The sequence below is a fragment of the Halothece sp. PCC 7418 genome, from assembly GCF_000317635.1.
GTDB lineage: Bacteria > Cyanobacteriota > Cyanobacteriia > Cyanobacteriales > Rubidibacteraceae > Halothece.
Window position 1 is genome coordinate 789860 of the sequence record NC_019779.1, and the last position, 18267, is coordinate 808126.

An 18267-nucleotide genomic window follows, 5' to 3' on the forward strand; every position below is an offset into this window, starting at 1 on the left:
ATGTCTGTGTAGCTTAAAACTTCTAGAGGAAAAAGTCTATGAATTGGCACAAACTACGACAACTTCTCATTGTATTTATTGCTGGTATTTTCTTTTTTGTCACCACCGCTTGCAGCGCTCCTTCTGTTAGCGAAACTCCAGACAATGAGCAAGCCCCAGATGTTCCTGCTGAGTTAAGTCCAGAAGGAGAAAGTGAAACCACTGAAGAATCTGCTGCTATGGAAGAAGAAGCGGTAGAAGAAGAATCTGCTGCTGCTGAAGAGGAAATGGTAGAAGAAGAATCTGCTGCTGCTGAAGAGGAAATGGTAGAAGAAGAATCTGCTGCTGCTGAAGAGGAAATGGTAGAAGAAGAATCTGCTGCTGCTGAAGAAGAAGCGGTAGAAGAAGAATCTGCTGCTGCTGAAGAGGAAGCGGTAGAAGAAGAATCTGCTACTGCTGAAGAGGAAATGGTAGAAGAAGAATCTGCTACTGCTGAAGAGGAAGCGGTAGAAGAAGAATCTGCTACTGCTGAAGAGGAAATGGTAGAAGAAGAATCTGCTACTGCTGAAGAGGAAATGGTAGAAGAAGAATCTGCTACTGCTGAAGAGGAAGAAACTCAAGATGCAGCTAGCATCAGTCACCTAATTCATGTTTAGGGATTTAAGTTGCGTTATTTAATTGAGAGGTTGTAAATTTTTATGGTTAAAACAGCTTCAACCATGTTGGACTTGGGGACAAAAGCCCCAGACTTTAGCTTACCCGATACAGTTTCTGGAAAAACGATTTCTCTGGATACCTTTGCCGAGAAAAAAGGCTTGTTGGTGATGTTTATTTGTCAGCATTGTCCTTTTGTCAAGCATATTCAGTCTGAGTTAGCCCGTATCGGTAAGGATTATATGGAACAAGGACTGGGTATTATTGCCATTAGTGCGAATAGTGTTGAAACCCATCCTGATGATGCACCAGAAAACCTAAAAGCAATGGCGGAAGCAGAGGGATTTAATTTTCCCTTCTGTTATGACGAAACCCAAGAAGTCGCTAAGGCTTATACCGCAGCTTGTACTCCAGACTTTTTCCTGTTTGACAGCGATCGCGCACTCGTTTATCGCGGACAGCTTGACGACAGTCGTCCTGGTAATGATAAACCCGTTAACGGCAAAGATCTACGGGCTGCGATTGAAAAAGTTTTGGCAGATGAACCGATAAGCCCAGAACAACAGCCTAGTATCGGCTGCAATATCAAATGGAAACCAGGGAATGAACCCCCCTATTTTCAAAGCTAAATGATATAGCAGCAACCAGTGACCAGTAACCACTCAAGGATGGCTGGTCACTGTTAGTCTTTAAAAGATATTGTCTAAATCCAGTGCTTGTGACCCTCCTTCTTGGAGTTTCTGGAGTAATTTACTTAACTGCGACCAAACTAAACGCCCCGTTAAAGCACTTAAAGGAAGCGCGATCGCGCTGGAAATTGCCCAATTATTAATAACAATTTGTAAGCCACCGCCTAAAAAGGCAAAAACTCCGCCACAAATCCCTAAAAAGGGAACAAATAGGGCTAAGGTTTGTACCGATTGGACTTGAGTTTGAGATTGATCCGACCCGTACCATTCTTGAACATTTTGTTTTAAGACTTTTTCAAAAGCACTCCCGCAACTAACACTAATGAGAATGCCAAATAGGAGAAGTAAATAGGGGGGTTCAGCAAAAAGAGCAGAATACATTGTTTATAGGTTATTTGTTATTTGTTATTTGTTCTTCGTGAGAGTAAGAACTTTTGTTTCAAGGACGAATCGCTTTCAGGGCTGCGACTTCTTCCAGTGAGAGTTCTCGCAAACTACTTAAAGCAACATCAAATAATTTAGCAGGTTTTAGATCTTCTTTCACTAAATTCCAAAGCCGTTGCACTTGTTCAGTTTGCAGTTGTTCATCTTCAGTTAAGGCGAGTAACAGTTGTCTGCGTAGATAGTTTCCTTCCTCAGAAAGCAGATATTGTAAGCCTAAACGGGCGGTAGGGAGTAAGTCGAAATTTTCATCATTGGTTCGCGCGATCGCGATCATATTTTCTAACCGTTGCCATTGGAATTTCCCATCTTTAAATAAGACTTCAATTAACCGCCGACGCATTTCTGGAGACTCTCCTCGCAGCAGGCGTTGAGCAACATAAGGATAAGCAACCTCTACAATTTTAAAGTCTGGATCAAGGGTTAATGCGAGTCCTTCTTGAGTAATTAAAGAGCGAATAATTAAAGCAAACTTGGCAGGAACTCGGAACGGATATTCATACATTAATTCCGAGAATTGATCGGTAATCGTTTTGAAATTAAAGTTTTTAACACTTTCCCCCATTGCATTCCCTAAAACCTGTTCTAAAGCAGGTAAAATGGGTTCAATTTCTGTATCAGGAGCAAGAAAACCTAAAAAGATAAAATCTTCCGCTAGGCGTTCATAATCTTTATTTAACAAGTGAACAACGGAACTGGCGATGGTTTCTTTGGTTTGCTCTTCTAACTGATCCATCATGCCAAAATCAATATAAGCCATGCGTCCATCTGGCATCGCAAATAAGTTTCCAGGGTGAGGATCGGCGTGGAAGAAACCGTGTTCTAATAATTGTCTGAGTCCCGCGACAACGCCGATTTCTACTAAATCATTTTCTTCTAAATTAGCTGCTTGAATTTTACTGGTATCGGTTAATTTAAACCCATTAATCCATTCCAAGGTGAGAACACAATAGCTGGTATAGTCCCAATAAATTTTAGGAACTTTAACACTAGATTCATTTTGAAAATTTAGGGCAAATTTCTCAGCATTTTGCCCTTCGTTAATATAATCAATTTCTTCAAATAATTTTGTTCCAAACTCATCTATAATTAAAGTTAAATCATGTCCTAAATTAAGAGGGAGGAAGGATTTAATTTTACTCAAGCCCCAACGCATGATGTATAAATCAAGGGTGAGAATCGGCTCTAAATTCGGACGTTGCACTTTCACCGCTACTTCTTCCCCAGAATAGAGGACAGCCCGATAAACTTGTCCTAGACTAGCAGCAGCAATCGGTTGCGGGGAAATTTCCCGATAGACCTGTTTAATGGGACGTTGTAACTCTTGTTCAATAATTTGGAACGCGATCGCGCTATCAAAAGGAGGAAGCTGATCTTGTAACTTGGTTAACTCTTCAAGAAAGTCTTTCCGTACCAAATCAGGACGAGTGGATAACGCCTGTCCCACTTTAATATAAGTCGGACCGAGATGGGTTAATAATTCTCGTAACTCTCGCGCTCGTTTATACTTATTTTTTTCTTCAACCTTGCGCCATTGATCCAGCTTTAAACGAAGGAAAAACCCGCCTAAAACCCAAACAAGGACTAAAAGTCGTCGCATAACCAGAAAAGGAGATTGACGGTATTCTTGCGCGATCCTTTCTGCGTCGTAACGCGGTCTGGTTTGTTTTTGCATAAATTTCATTGTTAAATTTTACTACACCGCCGAGGGCGTGTCATTGCCGTTTAGATGAATCTAGATTATTAAACTGCAAGATATCTTAATATTTCTATCATCGCAAAGTTAGCGATTGATTGCAACTGATATTCAATCCCCCCGATGCCAAGCCGGGTCGTTTCATGCTTTTGAAATCAACTCGCCTGTGGGGAGATGGGGAGATCGGGGGGTGGGAGAGATTTCATGACTTTTTTTCTGATTCATTAGTCAAAAAGTCAGAAAAAAGCATCGATTCAACCCCTCAAAACGCTTTCAGGACTTGTCCTGTCAATTTAAGGGGGAGAATGAAGCAGCCCTGCCCGATGCCAAGGCACCGGGGAGAACCACTTGGGGAAAAGCAAGGATGCTAACCGATTAACCGACTGCTTTCACACATTGTTCAACCAGTGCTTTCACGCTGTCCACATCTTTCCAGCCTAAGATTTCGGTTTCTTTCTTCTCTAGACGTTTGTAAGTGCCAAAAAATTCAGAAATTTCGTCTAAACGATGAGGTGCAATCTGTTGCAGAGAGGACACTTCTTGGAAGCGGGGATCTTTGTCAGGAACACAAAGCAGTTTTTCATCGCGATCGCCATCATCAATCATTTCTAACATTCCAATGGGACGGGCGGTAATGACACAACCTGGGAAAGTGGGTTGATCCATGATGACAATGCCATCAAGGGGATCGCCATCATCCGCCAGTGTATTGGGAATGAATCCGTAATCATAGGGATATTGAACCGAAGAATAGAGAACGCGATCGAGCGCGAAGGCATTTAAGTCTTTATCAAATTCGTATTTATTTTTACTACCACCAGGAATTTCAATCAGAATATTAACTAAACCGGGTTTGGGTTGCGCGGGAATTTTTGCTAAATCCAAGGGTTTTCTCCTCAAATAATGACAACTATGCTTTCAGCAGGGATAGAAAACTACCCCTACCAAGGGTTTAATCTTACCGTGGCTGTTGACCAAAATTTAACAGGAATCGGCTAATAACCAAAAGCCAGTATCAGTCATTCCTGAGTTATCGGGTTGGATGAGAAGAAAGTGCAGTCCGTTGCTGTTTTGTTTCCGTTGTTGAAATTTTTCTGCAGCTTTTGCCACTTCTGGATCTTCAAAAGTAATAATCACCCAGCGATCGCGCAACCCTGCTTCTAAGACTAACCCCCCAGACTCACCAACGGCGGTCGGAATATATTCAATCGCCATCGGTTCGGTCTCAGCAAACCATTGTGCTAGTTGCCAAGACTGTCGCCCACCATAGATAATAATTCCTGGAATGAGAGTGGTTGACCCCAGATTCAGTTGAAAGGGACTTAATTCTGGCGGAATTTCCCGAAACGGAATCGGACGTTCGGGGAGGCGATATTCAATTTCCTCAGCATTGAGACTGGCAAATTGCCATTGTTCTCCCCAAATTTCTTCTGGTAAGGGCTGTGGTGGCGGAGATTCCACTTTAACTCTTTCTTCCCCACCGCGATCGCGCAAGACTTGTCTTAAAAAGGGGGTATGTCGCGTTCCTTCCACACTAATTTCTAGTTTGTCTCCCGCTAACTGCAATAACTGTAACGATTCGGGGCGAAAAACTTTGATTTTCTCTGGAAACGATCCTTGCGCGATCGCCCTTAAATGAGTGATTAACCAATCCACCGTTGCTTCTGCTTGGAAACAAGATTGAGTTTTGACGGTTTTCTCAACTTCATCACAAACCACCAGTTCCCACACTGATTCCTGACTTGCATTCGCTTGGGGAAGTCGGTAGAAATCGACTTGCCAGCAGGATTTGCCTTCACTCATTGCTAAGTCTGACTAAAGTTCAGCCTACATTTTAACGATCATTTCAGGAAATAGCAGGAAATAGCTCTCTTAATATACAATTCACAAAAAAAACCAGCCCAGGAGGCTGGCTTGTCTAGCTTGCTGCGTTGGGAGGAGAAAACCTAAGTTGCACCAAGACCGCCTGACGCTGCTGTTCGTCTCAGTTCAGGAGATGGGACAATTTGGTTCTACTACAAGTAGTTTAACAATCATCGTAAAGTTTTGCAAACTTTTTTTACGATTTTTGGGAAAAAGGTAGCGAAAATCACGAAATAGTGCATTAGTTGACTGATCGAGATTGGTCAATGTTATTTGTTTAAGGCTGAGCGCATGATTTCCACGGGAATGGGCTGTTGTAACCAGATTTCTAAGGCTGCTGCTCCTTGTTGAATCAGCATTTCTAAACCATCAAAAGTAACTGCATTTGCATTATCTTGGGCAAGTTGCAGTAAGCGCGTCGGGCGTGGGGTATAAATTAAGTCATACGCGATCGCGCAGTTGGGTAATTCCTTTAAGATCTCTCTTTCCACAGGAGACGCATCTGCATCAGGGGACATTCCAATCGGCGTGGTATTCACTAAAAGCTGAGTTTGCGATACTAAATGGGGTAACTCTTCCCACAGATAGGTTTTTATGGCAGCAGAAACCCCTGTATTTGCCCAACTGCTTTTAAATTGCTCTAATTTTTCTTGATTTCGTCCCACAACCGCAATTTCTGAACAGCCTAACTTCGCACAACCGACAATCACCGCACGGGCTGCACCGCCATTTCCCAGAATCACGGGAGTTATATTTGACCAATCTTGATCCAAAGATTTTAAGGGAGCGATAAAACCATCAACATCGGTGTTTGTGCCTTCCCAGCCTGCTTCGGTACGCCAAACGGTGTTCACTGCACCCACTTGTTGCGCTTCTGGGGTAATGCGATTGAGGTAAGGAATAATGGCTTGTTTATGGGGAATGGTGGCATTAAATCCAACTAAATCAATGGCAGTAAATCCTGCTAAAGCTCGTTCTAAATCCCCTTTTTTGACAGGTAAGGGGAGATAAACATAATCTAACCCCAGATGATTTAAGACGGCATTGTGCATCACTGGCGATAAGGAATGTTCCACGGGATCGCCAATCACTCCTAACAGTTTTGTTTTTCCTGTAATCATATTATTTGGTCATTAGTCATTGGTCATTAGTCCTTAGTTATTAAATAACAAAGGACAAGGGACAAAAAACAATTGCTGTTACCATTAAATCACGGGTTTAAAGCCCCTCCCTTTAGGGAGTTCTTGTGTTAATATAGGAAAACGCTGGAAAGGTATTCAACCAGTCTAAAAACCTTGATCTCTCGCCGAGATTAAACCAATCAACAATAAGTTTTGATTGTCTAAAAGTACCCAAGGGCATTGGGGAACTGCCTCGTGCATAGGAAACGACTGGGGAGACTCCCACCTCTGTTGATTCAGGGAAACTTAAATCAGTAAGTGGTGTCGCTGAACCAGTAATTCGGAATCTGTGAAGACCGAAGAATCACCGTCCTTCTAGGGCGGTGAGTATGTCAAATTTCAACAATCGGAATGACTTGGGTAATCGTTTCTTCGGCTTTCAGGTTGACAGCGCGATCGCCCACGCCATCTTTCCCCCAGATAGCAACGTCTTTCATCGTTAAGGAGAAGACCCGCCCTTGATCGCTTAACAGTTTGACGACCTTGGTTTCAGTTTCTGCTGCAACCATTCCCACAACGCGATCGCTGATGCTGGTAAATTGAAGACATTGTGTGCCAATATCGTTACGACTTCCGCGCCGAATGGTACTCACAGGGATGCGTTTGGCATAACCCAGTTGTGAGACGAGCAGAATAGAGGCTTCTCCTGATAGCGAGACACAGCCGACGGCTTCTTCTTGTTGACGTAAACGGGTGGCGAGGTTTCCTTGGGCGGTTCGTCCCATTTGTGGGATTTGTTGATCATTGACGAGAAAACGGAGAATCCGACCACCAGAGGTCGCAAGGAGGAAATTTTGATCTTCTGTGGTCAAACATAAATCAACAACGCGATCGCGCTCTTTTAATTTCACTAAACTCAATCCCCGATTACCAATACTCGCAATATCAGCAGTAGCCAACCGCTTAATCCGTCCTTGTTGGGTTAGCAAAATAACATCTTTTTCTGGAAGAGGGAGGTGAGACAAAGGCGTTTCTTCGGTTTTGGCGGGAATCCCCTGTAAGACTTTGTTGAGAGATGTATTTTGTTTTTGATACATCGGGGGAATACTCTCAGTTTTCAGGCTGTAGGCTTTTCCAGCATCGGTAATCGTGATTAAAGATTGCTCTGTATGCAACGGACTACGGAAAACAACAAAATCCTTATTTTTATTCCCTTTTTCGTTTGTTGCTTCTGGTGTCCAATAAACACTTCCTTGTCGCGTAATTTCTAAAATTGCCGAGTCTGGGGGTGCAGTTGGCGGTTTGGCCACAGGTGCAGCGTCTCCTTGATTCCCTTTCGCTTTGGACTTAGAAGGAGAGGGTGAGGTTTCTGTTGTTGATGGGGAAATAATGCGCGTCCGTCGTTCGTTTCCATAGCGTTTTTTCAGCGATCGCAGTTCTTTTTTCAGGGCTTTTAATAACTCATGGCGATCGGATAACAGGGTGTCGAGATGGGTAATTTCTTCTCGCAAATCATTGACTTCTGCTTCTAACTTTTGGCGTTCTAATCCCGTCAAACGGCGCATTGGCATCGCGAGAATGGAGTCCCCTTGTTCCTCACTAATCCCTAACTGTACCTGTAATTGGGCTTTCGCGGTACTGCCATCAGGTGCATTCCGCAGAATATCAATCACAGCATCAAGATGATTTAATGCAGCCAGTAACCCTTCCGCAATGTGTAACCGTTTCCGCGCTACTTCTAACTGATGGGTATATTGGCGAGTGAGCGTTTCTTCCCGAAAGGATAAGAAATTCTCCAATAATTCCCGCAAGGACAACTGACAAGGCTTATTATTCACCAACGCCAACATAATTGTCCCAAAATTGGATTGCAGCGCAGTCTGGTGATACAGTTGCCCCAAAACATGATCGGGAGAAGCATCTCGTTTTAATTCAATAACCACTCGCACTCCAGTGCGGTCACTTTCATCCCTAATATCTGCAATGCCTTCGATCCGTCCCGCATTCACTAACTCAGCAACTTTTTCAATCCATCCCGCTTTATTCACCTGAAAGGGAAACTCAGTGACTACCAGTGCAGTCCGATCGCGCTTCCGTTTGCCAAGATTAAGATGTTCCACATTCACCACACCACGCACCCGAATCGTTCCCCGACCCGTGCGATACGCATCCCGAATCCCTTCCCCATCAATAATTTCGCCCCCAGTGGGGAAATCAGGACCTGGAATTAACTCCCATAACTTCTCATCAGGTAAATCAGGCTTATCAATGAGTTTAATTAACCCATCTACCACTTCCCCTAAGTTGTGCGGGGGAATATTGGTCGCCATCCCCACTGCAATTCCTGAACAGCCGTTAAGCAATAGAAGGGGTAATTGTGCTGGGAGGACAACCGGTTCTTGTTGAGAATTATCAAAGTTATCAACAAAATCAACCGTTGCTTCACCAATATTACTGAGGAGAGAATCATGGGCGATCGCGGCGAGACGGGTTTCCGTGTAACGCATCGCAGCAGGGGGATCATTATCCAACGAGCCAAAATTGCCATGTCCCGACAACAGAGGATAACGGGAAGAAAACTCTTGCACCATCCGCACCAGCGCATCGTACACCGCTTGGTCGCCATGAGGGTGATATTTCCCGAGAACATCCCCCACCACACGGGCGCATTTGCGAAAGGGACGATCGGGCGTTAATCCTAACTCGTGCATTGCATACAGAATGCGTCGATGAACAGGCTTTAAACCGTCCCGCACATCGGGGAGGGCGCGTCCCACAATGACACTCATGGCATATTCAAGATAGGACTGTTCCATTTCTGTATGGAGTGCAGTGGGGATAATTTGATTACCACCAATAAGATTTAACTGTTTTGCCATTCCCGTTACCTATGCTGCTGTTGGAGAGACTGTTATTTACTGTTGATCAGGTGCGTTGATTTGTAAACGACTTAAGGTTGCTTCCATCACTGGTGAGGCAAAAAAGTCTTCGGTATCTGCAAGTAACTTTTCTCCCCAGAGATTTTCTTCTAAGAATTCGAGGTTAGCATACCGACTGTCTGAACTGAGAGCGTTTTTTCCCAGCGCGATCGCTTCTTGGCGCTTTCCTTGGTGATAAAGGGCGACCGCGATCGCGAGTTTGGGTTCGGTTGCATTCTCTGCGATTTCTGCTGCCATGCGCCATTTTTCAACAGCAGCATTGAGTTTACCCTGTTCGTATTCAATTAAGCCAATATTATTGATAGCGGGCCAAAACCCTTCTTCTAAGTTTGCTGCTTTTTCATAAGACGCGATCGCGCTGTCATATTCACTGGTTTTCAGATAAGCATTCCCAATATCAAATAAGGCTTCTGGCGAGTCGGGCTTCAAATTTAACCCTGCTTTTAACTCCTGAATCGCTTGTTCATAATTCCCTTGTTGAAAATAGGCTGACCCCAGAGTAAATAGCACTTGTGGCTCTTCTGGCGCAAGTGCATGGGCTTTTTGCAACGCCATCAGGGCTTGATCGAGGTTTTCGTTTCTCGCTTCTAGAGTGCCCAAAATGAACCAAGGTTGATAAGCCTCTGGTGCGAGTTGTGTGGCTACTTTTGCGCGGGCTAATGCAGCATCATATTGTTGAAACCGTACCAACTGTGCTGCATCTTGAGCAAGGGCTAACCCCTGTTCTTCTAAATTTTCAAAATCTGGTTCTAATGTGTGTGGGAGTAAGGCTTGGGCGTGAGATGCAGGGACAGCCAGACCCCACATCCCCGCGCAAGCCACCAGAGAAATTAACCAATTGTGCTTTAACCCCATAGCGCCTCTTGCTTTAAGCGTTGTTGTCACTCTTGTCTTAAGATAGTTCAGGACACCGATATTTTTTCAACGATGACCATAACCATCAAGTTAACTCAAGATAGCATTGATCGTTTAGACTTATCACCTGTTCAAACGCAACTGGACTCAATTTTAAGTAGTGGAAGCCTAACCGAATACGAACAACAATTTCAATTTGAGATTGATTATCCGCGAGACCCCACAGATCCTCGGGAACTTTCGGAGATTCCAGAAATTCGGCTTTGGTTTTTACGGCTAGACACGGTTTATCCTTGGTTTATCTTCTTTCTCGACTGGCGTAATGGCGAGTTAGCCCGTTATACTGCCATGTTAGTTCCCCACCAGTTTAGTCGCGCCGAAGGGATTCAATTTAACCCCGAAGCCTTAGAAATTTTTGTAATGAGAAAAGTTTTTGTGCTCTACGATTGGCTACAAGCGCAACAAATTTCAGGTTATGGGCGCATTATTTCTTTTAGTCAGATGTTGGGCTATGAGGTAGATGAATCGTTCTTCAAAAGTGTCACTTAGAATTAAAGATGCCAACGGTCTTACCCCCCCATCTTCATATCTCCGCGATCGCCATCTAACAGCATCACTTCTCCCACGGGTAAAGCAGCATTTGCCCCATCATGTCCAAAGGGTAAATTAGAAACAATAGGACAATTTAAATCCGCAGCGCGATCGCGCAATACTTCCTCAACACTCCAACTGACAGTTTCGGCGGGGGCTTGACAACGACTAAACCGCCCTAACGCCAACCCGCCAATTTTGTCCAAGACACCCGATAATCGCCATTGTGTGAGCATTCTGTCAATGCGATATGGAGCTTCGGTTACATCTTCTAAAGCCAGAATCACCCCTTCTAAACAAGGTTGTAATGGTGTTCCCAACAAATGCGTCGCAACGGTTAAGTTAGCAGGGAGTAACCTTCCGCTAACCCTTCCACCGCCCCAACCTTTACCTTTTAAGGGGGGAAGTTCTTGTCCTTCGAGATAACCAAACAAACGTTCAATCGACCAATGGGGTTCTTCTCCTAAAGTTGTCAAAACTGGACCATGTAACCCCATAATCCCTTGCTGGTAAAGACTCCATAGCAACGCTGTCACATCTGAGAAACCGATTAACCACTTTGGGGTTACAGACATTTCCCAAGACCATTGTTCCAGTAAGCGCATACTGCCATAGCCCCCACGACTGCAAAGAATCGCTTTATAATCTGGGTTCGTCCATGCTTCATGCAATGTATAACGGCGGTGTTCGTCGCTTCCAGCAAGGTAACTGTTCCTTTCGTGGGGAGAAATTAATTCCACGTGATACCGACTGCGCCAAATGGCTAACCCTTTCTCAAATTGTTCTTTTTCTTTTAAGGCCCCACTAGGAGAAATAACGGCAACAGTGTCATTGGGTTGAAGGCAAGGAGGAGATAAAAGCATGATCAAACTTCATCAATACACGGGTAGGGTAAAGTGGAAACAACTGCCCCGATTCGCATCGCTATCCACCCAAATTTGTCCATAATGGGCGCGTACCACTTGGCGACACAAAGAAAGCCCCAAACCATACCCTTCCTTGGCTTCATCCCGTTTTAAGCGCACATGACCTTCAAAAATTTGTTCTCGTTGCTCTGGCGGAATCCCAGGACCATCATCACAAACTGTTACCTGAATTTTCTGGGAGGTGCGATGGAGAATGGAAACCTTAATTGTTCCTTCATCAGGGGTGTATTTAACAGCATTATCCAGTAAATTAACCCAAACCTGTCGAATTAATTCTTGATCGGCATGAGCATCAGGAACATCTTGGGGTAAGTCTTTTTTTAGCTGTAATGATTTGCGAGCAAATGTCTCTTCAAATTGCTCTAAAATATCATTGCCAAGGGTCTGCAAGTTGAGTTTTTGGGGATGGATTTGCAACTCAGCATTTTTCCCCCGCGCCGTTTGCAAAATGTCGGTAATCATCCGATTCATAATGCGAAACTGAGTCTGGGCTTGCTTGAAAATTTGTTTTTTAATTTTTTCCACTCGCTGGGGATCAGGGTTTTGGTCAGTTAATTCTAAAGTTTCCATCGCAATGGAAGCAGCAGTGAGAGGATTACGCAAATCATGCGCTAACATCGCTAGCACTTGATCTTTAAATTTAATTTGTTCGTTGAGTTCTTGATTTTCTTGCTTGAGACGAAAAATTTCATCAGAAAGCCGAATTAACTCTGTCGAATAGGTAACTGACTCATTGGTGGATGAAGCATCTTCTGCTTCCTCTGATGATTCTTGTTGTGCACTTTCCACCCAAGACGGCCATGATTGTTCCAGTTGGGCAACTAGGTTAGTTCCTGCGATGGTTTGGCGAGGAGTGGGTGTAATTTTGACTAATGCGGGGGTTGCGACTAAGCGAAAATGCTCAGCTAAATGGGGCTGCTCCGCAACATTAATCATTTGTAATTCAAAGGGATAGTCATCTTTGAGAGCTTGGAGGTAGCTTTTTATTCCTTGGATATGCTCTTGAGAGCTCGATCGCTCATCAATGAACAAGAGTAGCTGTAGTGGCACTATCTTTTATCTATCCTCTTCATGCGTATTAGAAGTCGATTGCTCTTGACAACCTAGCCCTAAGATATCAACTTTAAGCAAAATTTAGCAGAAGGGTTGAGAATCCTACCTTGCGGTTAGTGATCAGAAAAACAGGGAAGAAACTCTTGCTGGTCGTTTGGGGAAGCCTCACCCAGATCGCAGCGTGCGATTGGGCGGATGTGATTTAGGAGATGGTAAATGTAACTAATAATAAACCCCCAATCAATAACAGGGAGAGACCCCCCATGATGATATAATTGCGTTTTTGCTTTTTATTGGGGGCATCGGCAACATACATTTTTGGCTGTACGGCAAAATTATTGAGGCGACCGCCATCTTCTTCGGTATATGGCATACTAAAATCCTTATTTTTTATACTGCGTTGCCATATATTAGTAAATTGTGCTGGTTTAGTTAAGTATTTTTTCCGTTTTTTTACATTTCTTTGCATTTTCTGGAATCAGCATTCGTGACCAAACCAATCAGAAAAAATAGTCCAGATGGCTTTCCTCTGACCACTTAAAATAGAAACAGTCGTTATTTGGACTCGCCTCTTTAATTATGATTAGTCTAGAGCAAGTAGAAACCATGATCAAAAACCAACTCCCCGATGCAGAAGTGAAAGTGCAAGATTTAACGGGTGGGGGCGATCATTTAGAAGCGATCGTGATTTCCTCGGAGTTTGAGGGGAAAACACGGGTTAAACAACATCAAATGGTGTATGGGGCTTTACAAGAGGCAATGGCCTCAGAAGCCATTCATGCTCTCGCGCTGAAAACTTACACTCCGACAGCTTGGCAACAAGCAAGTCAAACGGTTTAAAAGTTATTGTGTACTTAAACTGAAAATATAGAATTGACTATGGCACCCGAAGTTAAACAACGGATCGAAGATTTAGTTAATAGCAACAAAGTTTTTGTTTTCATGAAGGGAACGAAGTTAATGCCCCAGTGTGGCTTTTCTAATAATGTCGTGCAAATCTTAAACGTGATGGGCGTTCCCTATGAAACTTATGATGTTTTAGATGATCCTGAAGTTCGTCAAGGGATTAAAGAATATTCCAATTGGCCAACCATCCCGCAAGTTTACTTAAATGGAGAGTTTGTGGGCGGTTGTGACATTATGATTGAACTGTATCAAAATAATGAGTTACAGCAAATGCTAGAGGTTGCCCTTGCCTCTTAAATCAGTGTAATCAAACACAATAAGCACCCCGAGTAACTAGTGATTCCGATCTAGGATCAATCACTAGTTGCTGCTTAGGTGAGAAAAAACGCTAGTAGAAATCAGGCTCAGGCAAAACCGCTTCAAAGTTAGAGCGATCGCGCAAAAACCTGAGGGCTTCTTCTTCTAAACGATTTAACTGATAAGGTTCGAGAACATTAGCTGAGCGCAAACCAGCGAGGTAACCATCAACATAGAGTCGCAGTTCATTAAAGCGATAACCGCGATGCCAATAATCAACCATCGCATCTGTTAAATGTTGGTAGTAACGAACGGCTGTAGAATCTTGAAGCATGGCTATAAATGAACATCATGATCGGGTAGTACCCCCATCTTAAGCCAAAACCCCTAATAAAAACCGTGAGGAAACTCCCCACGGCGGATTAAATTTCTAAAAATTGCTTCGGGTTAGGATTTCCATTTTTGAGCAACCACTTCCGCGAGATCAACAACGCGCTGAGAGTACCCCCATTCATTGTCGTACCAAGCAATTACTTTTACAAAGTCGCCATTCATGACCATCGTTAAACTACCATCCACAATGGAGGAAGCATCATTCCCCTGATAATCCGAGGAAACAAGGGGTAATTCGGTGTATTCAATAATCCCTTTCATTGAGCTATTGGCAGCTTCATGGACGACTTCATTCACTTGTTCTGCAATTGTGGGTTTTTCCACTTGAGCCACAAAGTCAACCACAGAAACGTTTGGGGTGGGAACTCGCATCGCAATCCCGCTTAATTTTCCTTGTAACTCGGGAATCACAAGAGCGACTGCTTTGGCTGCACCAGTGCTGGTGGGAACAATATTCACGGCTGCTGCTCTTGCCCGACGGAGATCACGGTGGCTAGCATCGAGAATACGTTGGTCTCCTGTATAACTGTGGGTTGTGGTCATCATCCCTTTGACAATCCCAAAGTGTTCATGGAGCACTTTCACCACAGGTGCAAGACAATTAGTGGTACAGCTAGCATTACTAACAACATTGTGTTTGTCATGGTCATATTCTTCATGATTCACACCAACCACATAAGTCCCAACATTGCCACCCTTACCAGGGGCAGTAATGAGGACTTTCTTTGCCCCTGCTGCAATGTGTTGTGAGGCTTTTTCTTCGGACGTAAAAACCCCAGTCGATTCAATAACAAGGTCAATATTCCAAGAATCCCAAGGTAAATTTAAGGGATTCCGATCAGAGCAACACTTGATGGTTTTTCCGTTAACTGTGATGCTATCTTCGTCATGGGTAATCTCTGCTTTCAGATTCCCTAACATCGAGTCGTATTTCAGTAAATGAGCATTGGTTTTCGGGTCGGAGGTATCGTTGAGACCAACGACTTCTAAGCCAGTATTTTCCCGTTCTAACCAGCAACGTAAAAAGTTGCGTCCAATGCGTCCGAATCCGTTAATGGCTACTCTAATCACTCTCTATTCGCCCCCTTGATGAAGCTCGATAACATTAATTTATTCTTAACGACACTGATCATACCGTAAAGTCTGCACCAGACGAAAGATAACGATCATTAGTTTTTATGCACTACCCTCATGAGGTGTGTCAACTGTTATCTCCTGGAAAAAAAATTAGTTTAAACTTGACAATGTACTCAGTTTTTGTTTATATCTGAGTCGGAATTCTGGAAGAAAAATTAAGGGATAACCAAACCGGTAAACCCCCTAGGTGTAGCTGCGGATCAAAGAAAACATAATGATTGTTCATCAACGGCTTAAGCGAGCTTAAGTGCAGTGGTGATAGGCTGCCTACTGATTTTTCTGATGGGTCATGGATGATGAGTTAGAAACTGAAGATTCCAGTTCAATAACTCAAAGATGGTGTTTAATCAAAAAGATATGTACTTGGGTGTGGTGGAAGTTTAATGAGTGGTTTAAATTCAGTTGATTTTAAGGGAAAGCCCTTTCATTTTATTGGCATTGGTGGAATTGGAATGTCAGCATTAGCCTACATTCTCGCTAAGCGGGAAATTCCCATTACAGGCTCAGATTTACGTTCGAGCGCAATTACAGAGCGTTTAAAGGTCGTGGGAGCGCATATTTTTTCGTCTCAGGAGGGAAGAAATTTAGATTATTTTTTCTCCGCTCAATCTCAAAATCTGGTGTCCACAGATGATCAAGACTGCTTACCGCAGGTGATTTGCTCAACCGCGATTCATCCTGATAATAGTGAATATCAAGCTGCTTTGGCAAGGGGCTGCCCAATTTTTCATCGCTCTGATGTGCTTGCTGGGTTAGTCGCGGAATATGAAAGCATTGCGGTGGCGGGAACACATGGCAAGACAACCACGAGTAGTTTACTGGGTTATGTTTTGTTAGAGGCTGGGATTGATCCGACTGTGGTGGTGGGAGGAGAAGTGGCTGCTTGGGAAGGGAATGCTCGGGTTGGCGAAGGGCGTTATTTAGTGGCGGAAGCGGATGAATCGGATGGGTCTTTGGTGAAATTAAAGCCCGCGATCGGTATCGTTACCAATATTGAATTAGATCATCCTGACCATTATCAGAGTTTATCAGCCGTGGTGGATATTTTTCAAACCTTTGCTGAACAAACTGAAACATTAATTGGATGTATTGATTGTGAAACGGTACGGGAGACTTTACAACCTGATATTAGTTATAGCTTAGATTGTAATCAAGGAGCAGATTATACAGTAACGGATATTACTTATCATGGACAGGGGGCAAAAGCCACTGTTTGGGAACAGGGGAAAGCACTGGGTGAGCTCAACTTAAAGTTATTGGGTTGTCATAATTTGAGTAATGCTTTGGCGGTGATAGCAGCAGCGAGAAAAATTGGGATTGAGTTTGAGGTTATCGCCAGCGCGATCGCGCAATTTACTGGGGCAAAACGACGCTTTGAAATCTATGGCGAAGAAAATGGCATTCTCTTTGTAGATGATTACGCCCATCATCCCAGCGAACTGCTTGCAACCCTTGCTGGGGCAAAATTACGAGTTGAAAGTCAACAAGCCCAACGTCTGGTTGCCATTTTTCAACCCCATCGCTACAGTCGCACCGCTGCGTTTTTGCAAGAATTTGCCACTGCTTTTAAGTCAGCAGACTTAGTGGTGTTAACGGATGTTTATAGTGCTGGAGAAAGTCCCACTGATATCAATGGGGAACAATTAGCCCAACTGATGACTCAATATCATTCAGATGTAATTTATCATCAAGATTTATCTTCTCTCTCCAATCGCTTAAGAGACATTTTACGTCCTGGGGATATTGCGCTTTTTCTCGGTGCAGGAAATCTGAATCAAATTATCCCCGAAACGATGACCTGTGTAACGGAAAAAAAAGCAGCATGACACTCTATATTCCCGATACGAACTGCATTTTACAATCTCAAGTTGATCTTGCCCCTCATACCTCATTGCGAGTGGGAGGAAAAGCCCAATGGTATGTTGCTCCTAAAGACAGTGAGCAGTTACAAGCCAGTTTGCTGTGGGCGCAAGAAGAACAATTACCCATTACCTTTTTAGGCGGTGGGTCGAATTTACTGATCAGCGATCGCGGTTTATCTGGTTTAATTATTAGCGCCCGTCATTTCCGCAACTTAACCATAGACGAAGATAACGCAACTATAACAGCAGCAGCAGGACTGCCTTTAGCAACTGTTGCTTGGAAAGCAGCTAAACGGGGTTGGAGTGGCTTAGAATGGGCTGTCGGAATCCCCGGTACGGTTGGCGGTTCAGTGGTGATGAATGCAGGGGCGCATGGGGCTTGCATGGGCGATGCACTCTTAGAAATTATTGTCGCAACTGCAGAAGGTAAACTGGAACGTCTCACTCCTGCTGATTTGGAATTTCGTTATCGCACCTCAAACTTACAAAATCGTCCGCGTTGGGTAATGGAAGCAACGTTTCAACTCCAACCTGGGTATTCCCGAGAAACCATTACCGAGCAAACGAGAGCCAATCTTAATCAAAGACGGAGCAGTCAACCTTATGATAAGCCCAGTTGCGGTAGCGTTTTCCGTAATCCGAAAGAGCAAGCAGCAGGTTGGTTAATTGAACAAGCTGGCTTAAAAGGATATCAGGTTGGAGGCGCACAAGTGGCGCATCGCCATGCTAATTTTATCCTCAATTGTGGGCAAGCTAAGGCTCAGGACATTTATCAGATCATTGAGCACATACAGGAAAAAGTAGAGCAGCAATGGTCAATTTTATTGCAACCAGAAGTTAAACTATTGGGTGAGTTTTAAATTTA

The 18267-nt window shown here is 43.7% G+C and carries 19 protein-coding genes; 7 read left to right on the top strand and 12 right to left on the bottom strand.

Going from position 1 to position 18267, the window contains the following annotated elements; genetic code table 11:
• Positions 1 to 38 precede the first annotated feature (38 nt).
• Positions 39 to 635, top strand: a complete 597-nt coding sequence (locus tag PCC7418_RS20135) for a hypothetical protein (protein ID WP_015224802.1) — start codon at positions 39 to 41, stop codon at positions 633 to 635.
• A gap of 42 nt (positions 636 to 677) precedes the next feature.
• Complete coding sequence (locus tag PCC7418_RS03545) at positions 678 to 1262, top strand: thioredoxin family protein (protein WP_015224803.1); 585 nt, start codon at positions 678 to 680, stop codon at positions 1260 to 1262.
• Positions 1263 to 1322: 60 nt separating this feature from the next.
• Here the strand turns inward: PCC7418_RS03545 and PCC7418_RS03550 are convergent, their stop codons facing one another.
• The 7 genes from PCC7418_RS03550 to PCC7418_RS03580 form a co-directional block, all read right to left on the bottom strand.
• The gene (locus PCC7418_RS03550; RefSeq protein ID WP_015224804.1) at positions 1323 to 1703 is read right to left on the bottom strand and encodes a hypothetical protein; all 381 of its coding nucleotides are present in this window, start codon (positions 1701 to 1703) and stop codon (positions 1323 to 1325) included.
• A 58-nt stretch (positions 1704 to 1761) separates the two neighbouring features.
• Positions 1762 to 3438: an AarF/ABC1/UbiB kinase family protein gene (locus PCC7418_RS03555; RefSeq protein ID WP_015224805.1), complete on the bottom strand. Its 1677-nt coding sequence runs from the start codon at positions 3436 to 3438 to the stop codon at positions 1762 to 1764.
• 396 nt (positions 3439 to 3834) lie between these two features.
• Positions 3835 to 4344 carry an inorganic diphosphatase gene (locus PCC7418_RS03560; protein ID WP_015224806.1) on the bottom strand — a complete coding sequence of 170 codons (510 nt, stop codon included), beginning with the start codon at positions 4342 to 4344 and terminating at the stop codon, positions 3835 to 3837.
• 96 nt (positions 4345 to 4440) lie between these two features.
• Complete coding sequence (locus tag PCC7418_RS03565) at positions 4441 to 5262, bottom strand: Tab2/Atab2 family RNA-binding protein (protein WP_015224807.1); 822 nt, start codon at positions 5260 to 5262, stop codon at positions 4441 to 4443.
• A gap of 329 nt (positions 5263 to 5591) precedes the next feature.
• Positions 5592 to 6443 carry a shikimate dehydrogenase gene (locus PCC7418_RS03570; RefSeq protein ID WP_015224808.1) on the bottom strand — a complete coding sequence of 284 codons (852 nt, stop codon included), beginning with the start codon at positions 6441 to 6443 and terminating at the stop codon, positions 5592 to 5594.
• Between the two features lie 392 nt (positions 6444 to 6835).
• On the bottom strand, positions 6836 to 9322 hold the full coding sequence (locus PCC7418_RS03575) for a DNA topoisomerase (ATP-hydrolyzing) subunit A (RefSeq protein WP_015224809.1): 2487 nt from the start codon (positions 9320 to 9322) through the stop codon (positions 6836 to 6838).
• 36 nt (positions 9323 to 9358) lie between these two features.
• Positions 9359 to 10237 (bottom strand): tetratricopeptide repeat protein, encoded by an 879-nt coding sequence (locus tag PCC7418_RS03580; RefSeq protein WP_015224810.1) that lies wholly within the window; start codon positions 10235 to 10237, stop codon positions 9359 to 9361.
• 72 nt (positions 10238 to 10309) lie between these two features.
• Here PCC7418_RS03580 and PCC7418_RS03585 point away from each other — a divergent pair, with 72 nt between their 5' ends.
• Positions 10310 to 10786, top strand: coding sequence for a CRR6 family NdhI maturation factor (locus PCC7418_RS03585; RefSeq protein WP_015224811.1), 477 nt, complete (start codon positions 10310 to 10312; stop codon positions 10784 to 10786).
• A gap of 20 nt (positions 10787 to 10806) precedes the next feature.
• Here PCC7418_RS03585 and PCC7418_RS03590 read toward each other — a convergent pair whose 3' ends face one another.
• The 3 genes from PCC7418_RS03590 to psb34 all read right to left on the bottom strand — a co-directional run bounded on the left by PCC7418_RS03590 (position 10807) and on the right by psb34 (position 13180).
• Entirely contained in the window at positions 10807 to 11691 is an 885-nt protein-coding gene (locus tag PCC7418_RS03590) for an LD-carboxypeptidase (protein WP_015224812.1), read from the bottom strand.
• Positions 11692 to 11703: 12 nt separating this feature from the next.
• Positions 11704 to 12804, bottom strand: a complete 1101-nt coding sequence (locus tag PCC7418_RS03595; protein WP_015224813.1) for a histidine kinase — start codon at positions 12802 to 12804, stop codon at positions 11704 to 11706.
• Between the two features lie 205 nt (positions 12805 to 13009).
• The gene (gene psb34 / locus PCC7418_RS20140; protein WP_015224814.1) at positions 13010 to 13180 is read right to left on the bottom strand and encodes a photosystem II assembly protein Psb34; all 171 of its coding nucleotides are present in this window, start codon (positions 13178 to 13180) and stop codon (positions 13010 to 13012) included.
• 206 nt (positions 13181 to 13386) lie between these two features.
• Between psb34 and PCC7418_RS03600 the strand changes: the two genes are divergently transcribed.
• Together PCC7418_RS03600 and grxD are read left to right on the top strand one after the other, a co-directional pair.
• A complete protein-coding gene (locus tag PCC7418_RS03600; protein ID WP_015224815.1) occupies positions 13387 to 13647 on the top strand; it encodes a BolA family protein in 261 nt (86 codons plus the stop codon).
• Positions 13648 to 13686: 39 nt separating this feature from the next.
• Positions 13687 to 14010: a Grx4 family monothiol glutaredoxin gene (gene grxD, locus PCC7418_RS03605; RefSeq protein ID WP_015224816.1), complete on the top strand. Its 324-nt coding sequence runs from the start codon at positions 13687 to 13689 to the stop codon at positions 14008 to 14010.
• Between the two features lie 91 nt (positions 14011 to 14101).
• Here the strand turns inward: grxD and PCC7418_RS03610 are convergent, their stop codons facing one another.
• Positions 14102 to 14344, bottom strand: a complete 243-nt coding sequence (locus PCC7418_RS03610; protein WP_015224817.1) for a DUF6761 family protein — start codon at positions 14342 to 14344, stop codon at positions 14102 to 14104.
• A 113-nt stretch (positions 14345 to 14457) separates the two neighbouring features.
• Positions 14458 to 15474, bottom strand: a complete 1017-nt coding sequence (locus tag PCC7418_RS03615) for a type I glyceraldehyde-3-phosphate dehydrogenase (RefSeq protein WP_015224818.1) — start codon at positions 15472 to 15474, stop codon at positions 14458 to 14460.
• A gap of 449 nt (positions 15475 to 15923) precedes the next feature.
• On the opposite strand from PCC7418_RS03615, the gene murC reads away from it, so the two are divergent.
• Together murC and murB are read left to right on the top strand one after the other, a co-directional pair.
• The gene (gene murC / locus PCC7418_RS03620; protein WP_015224819.1) at positions 15924 to 17366 is read left to right on the top strand and encodes a UDP-N-acetylmuramate--L-alanine ligase; all 1443 of its coding nucleotides are present in this window, start codon (positions 15924 to 15926) and stop codon (positions 17364 to 17366) included.
• Entirely contained in the window at positions 17363 to 18262 is a 900-nt protein-coding gene (gene murB, locus PCC7418_RS03625) for a UDP-N-acetylmuramate dehydrogenase (RefSeq protein ID WP_015224820.1), read from the top strand. The genes murC and murB overlap by 4 nt, the downstream gene beginning before the upstream one ends.
• Positions 18263 to 18267: the final 5 nt, after the last annotated feature.

Coding starts and splice junctions, on each gene's coding strand:
- PCC7418_RS03545 (WP_015224803.1), top strand. CDS start 678: ATGGTTAAAACAGCTTCAACCATGTTGGACTTGGGGACAAAAGCCCCA.
- grxD (WP_015224816.1), top strand. CDS start 13,687: ATGGCACCCGAAGTTAAACAACGGATCGAAGATTTAGTTAATAGCAAC.
- murC (WP_015224819.1), top strand. CDS start 15,924: ATGAGTGGTTTAAATTCAGTTGATTTTAAGGGAAAGCCCTTTCATTTT.
- PCC7418_RS03590 (WP_015224812.1), bottom strand. CDS start 11,691: ATGCTTTTATCTCCTCCTTGCCTTCAACCCAATGACACTGTTGCCGTT.
- PCC7418_RS03565 (WP_015224807.1), bottom strand. CDS start 5,262: ATGAGTGAAGGCAAATCCTGCTGGCAAGTCGATTTCTACCGACTTCCC.
- PCC7418_RS03550 (WP_015224804.1), bottom strand. CDS start 1,703: ATGTATTCTGCTCTTTTTGCTGAACCCCCCTATTTACTTCTCCTATTT.
- PCC7418_RS03600 (WP_015224815.1), top strand. CDS start 13,387: ATGATTAGTCTAGAGCAAGTAGAAACCATGATCAAAAACCAACTCCCC.
- psb34 (WP_015224814.1), bottom strand. CDS start 13,180: ATGCCATATACCGAAGAAGATGGCGGTCGCCTCAATAATTTTGCCGTA.
- PCC7418_RS03585 (WP_015224811.1), top strand. CDS start 10,310: ATGACCATAACCATCAAGTTAACTCAAGATAGCATTGATCGTTTAGAC.
- PCC7418_RS03555 (WP_015224805.1), bottom strand. CDS start 3,438: ATGCAAAAACAAACCAGACCGCGTTACGACGCAGAAAGGATCGCGCAA.
- PCC7418_RS03570 (WP_015224808.1), bottom strand. CDS start 6,443: ATGATTACAGGAAAAACAAAACTGTTAGGAGTGATTGGCGATCCCGTG.
- PCC7418_RS03610 (WP_015224817.1), bottom strand. CDS start 14,344: ATGCTTCAAGATTCTACAGCCGTTCGTTACTACCAACATTTAACAGAT.
- PCC7418_RS03575 (WP_015224809.1), bottom strand. CDS start 9,322: ATGGCAAAACAGTTAAATCTTATTGGTGGTAATCAAATTATCCCCACT.
- PCC7418_RS20135 (WP_015224802.1), top strand. CDS start 39: ATGAATTGGCACAAACTACGACAACTTCTCATTGTATTTATTGCTGGT.
- murB (WP_015224820.1), top strand. CDS start 17,363: ATGACACTCTATATTCCCGATACGAACTGCATTTTACAATCTCAAGTT.
- PCC7418_RS03580 (WP_015224810.1), bottom strand. CDS start 10,237: ATGGGGTTAAAGCACAATTGGTTAATTTCTCTGGTGGCTTGCGCGGGG.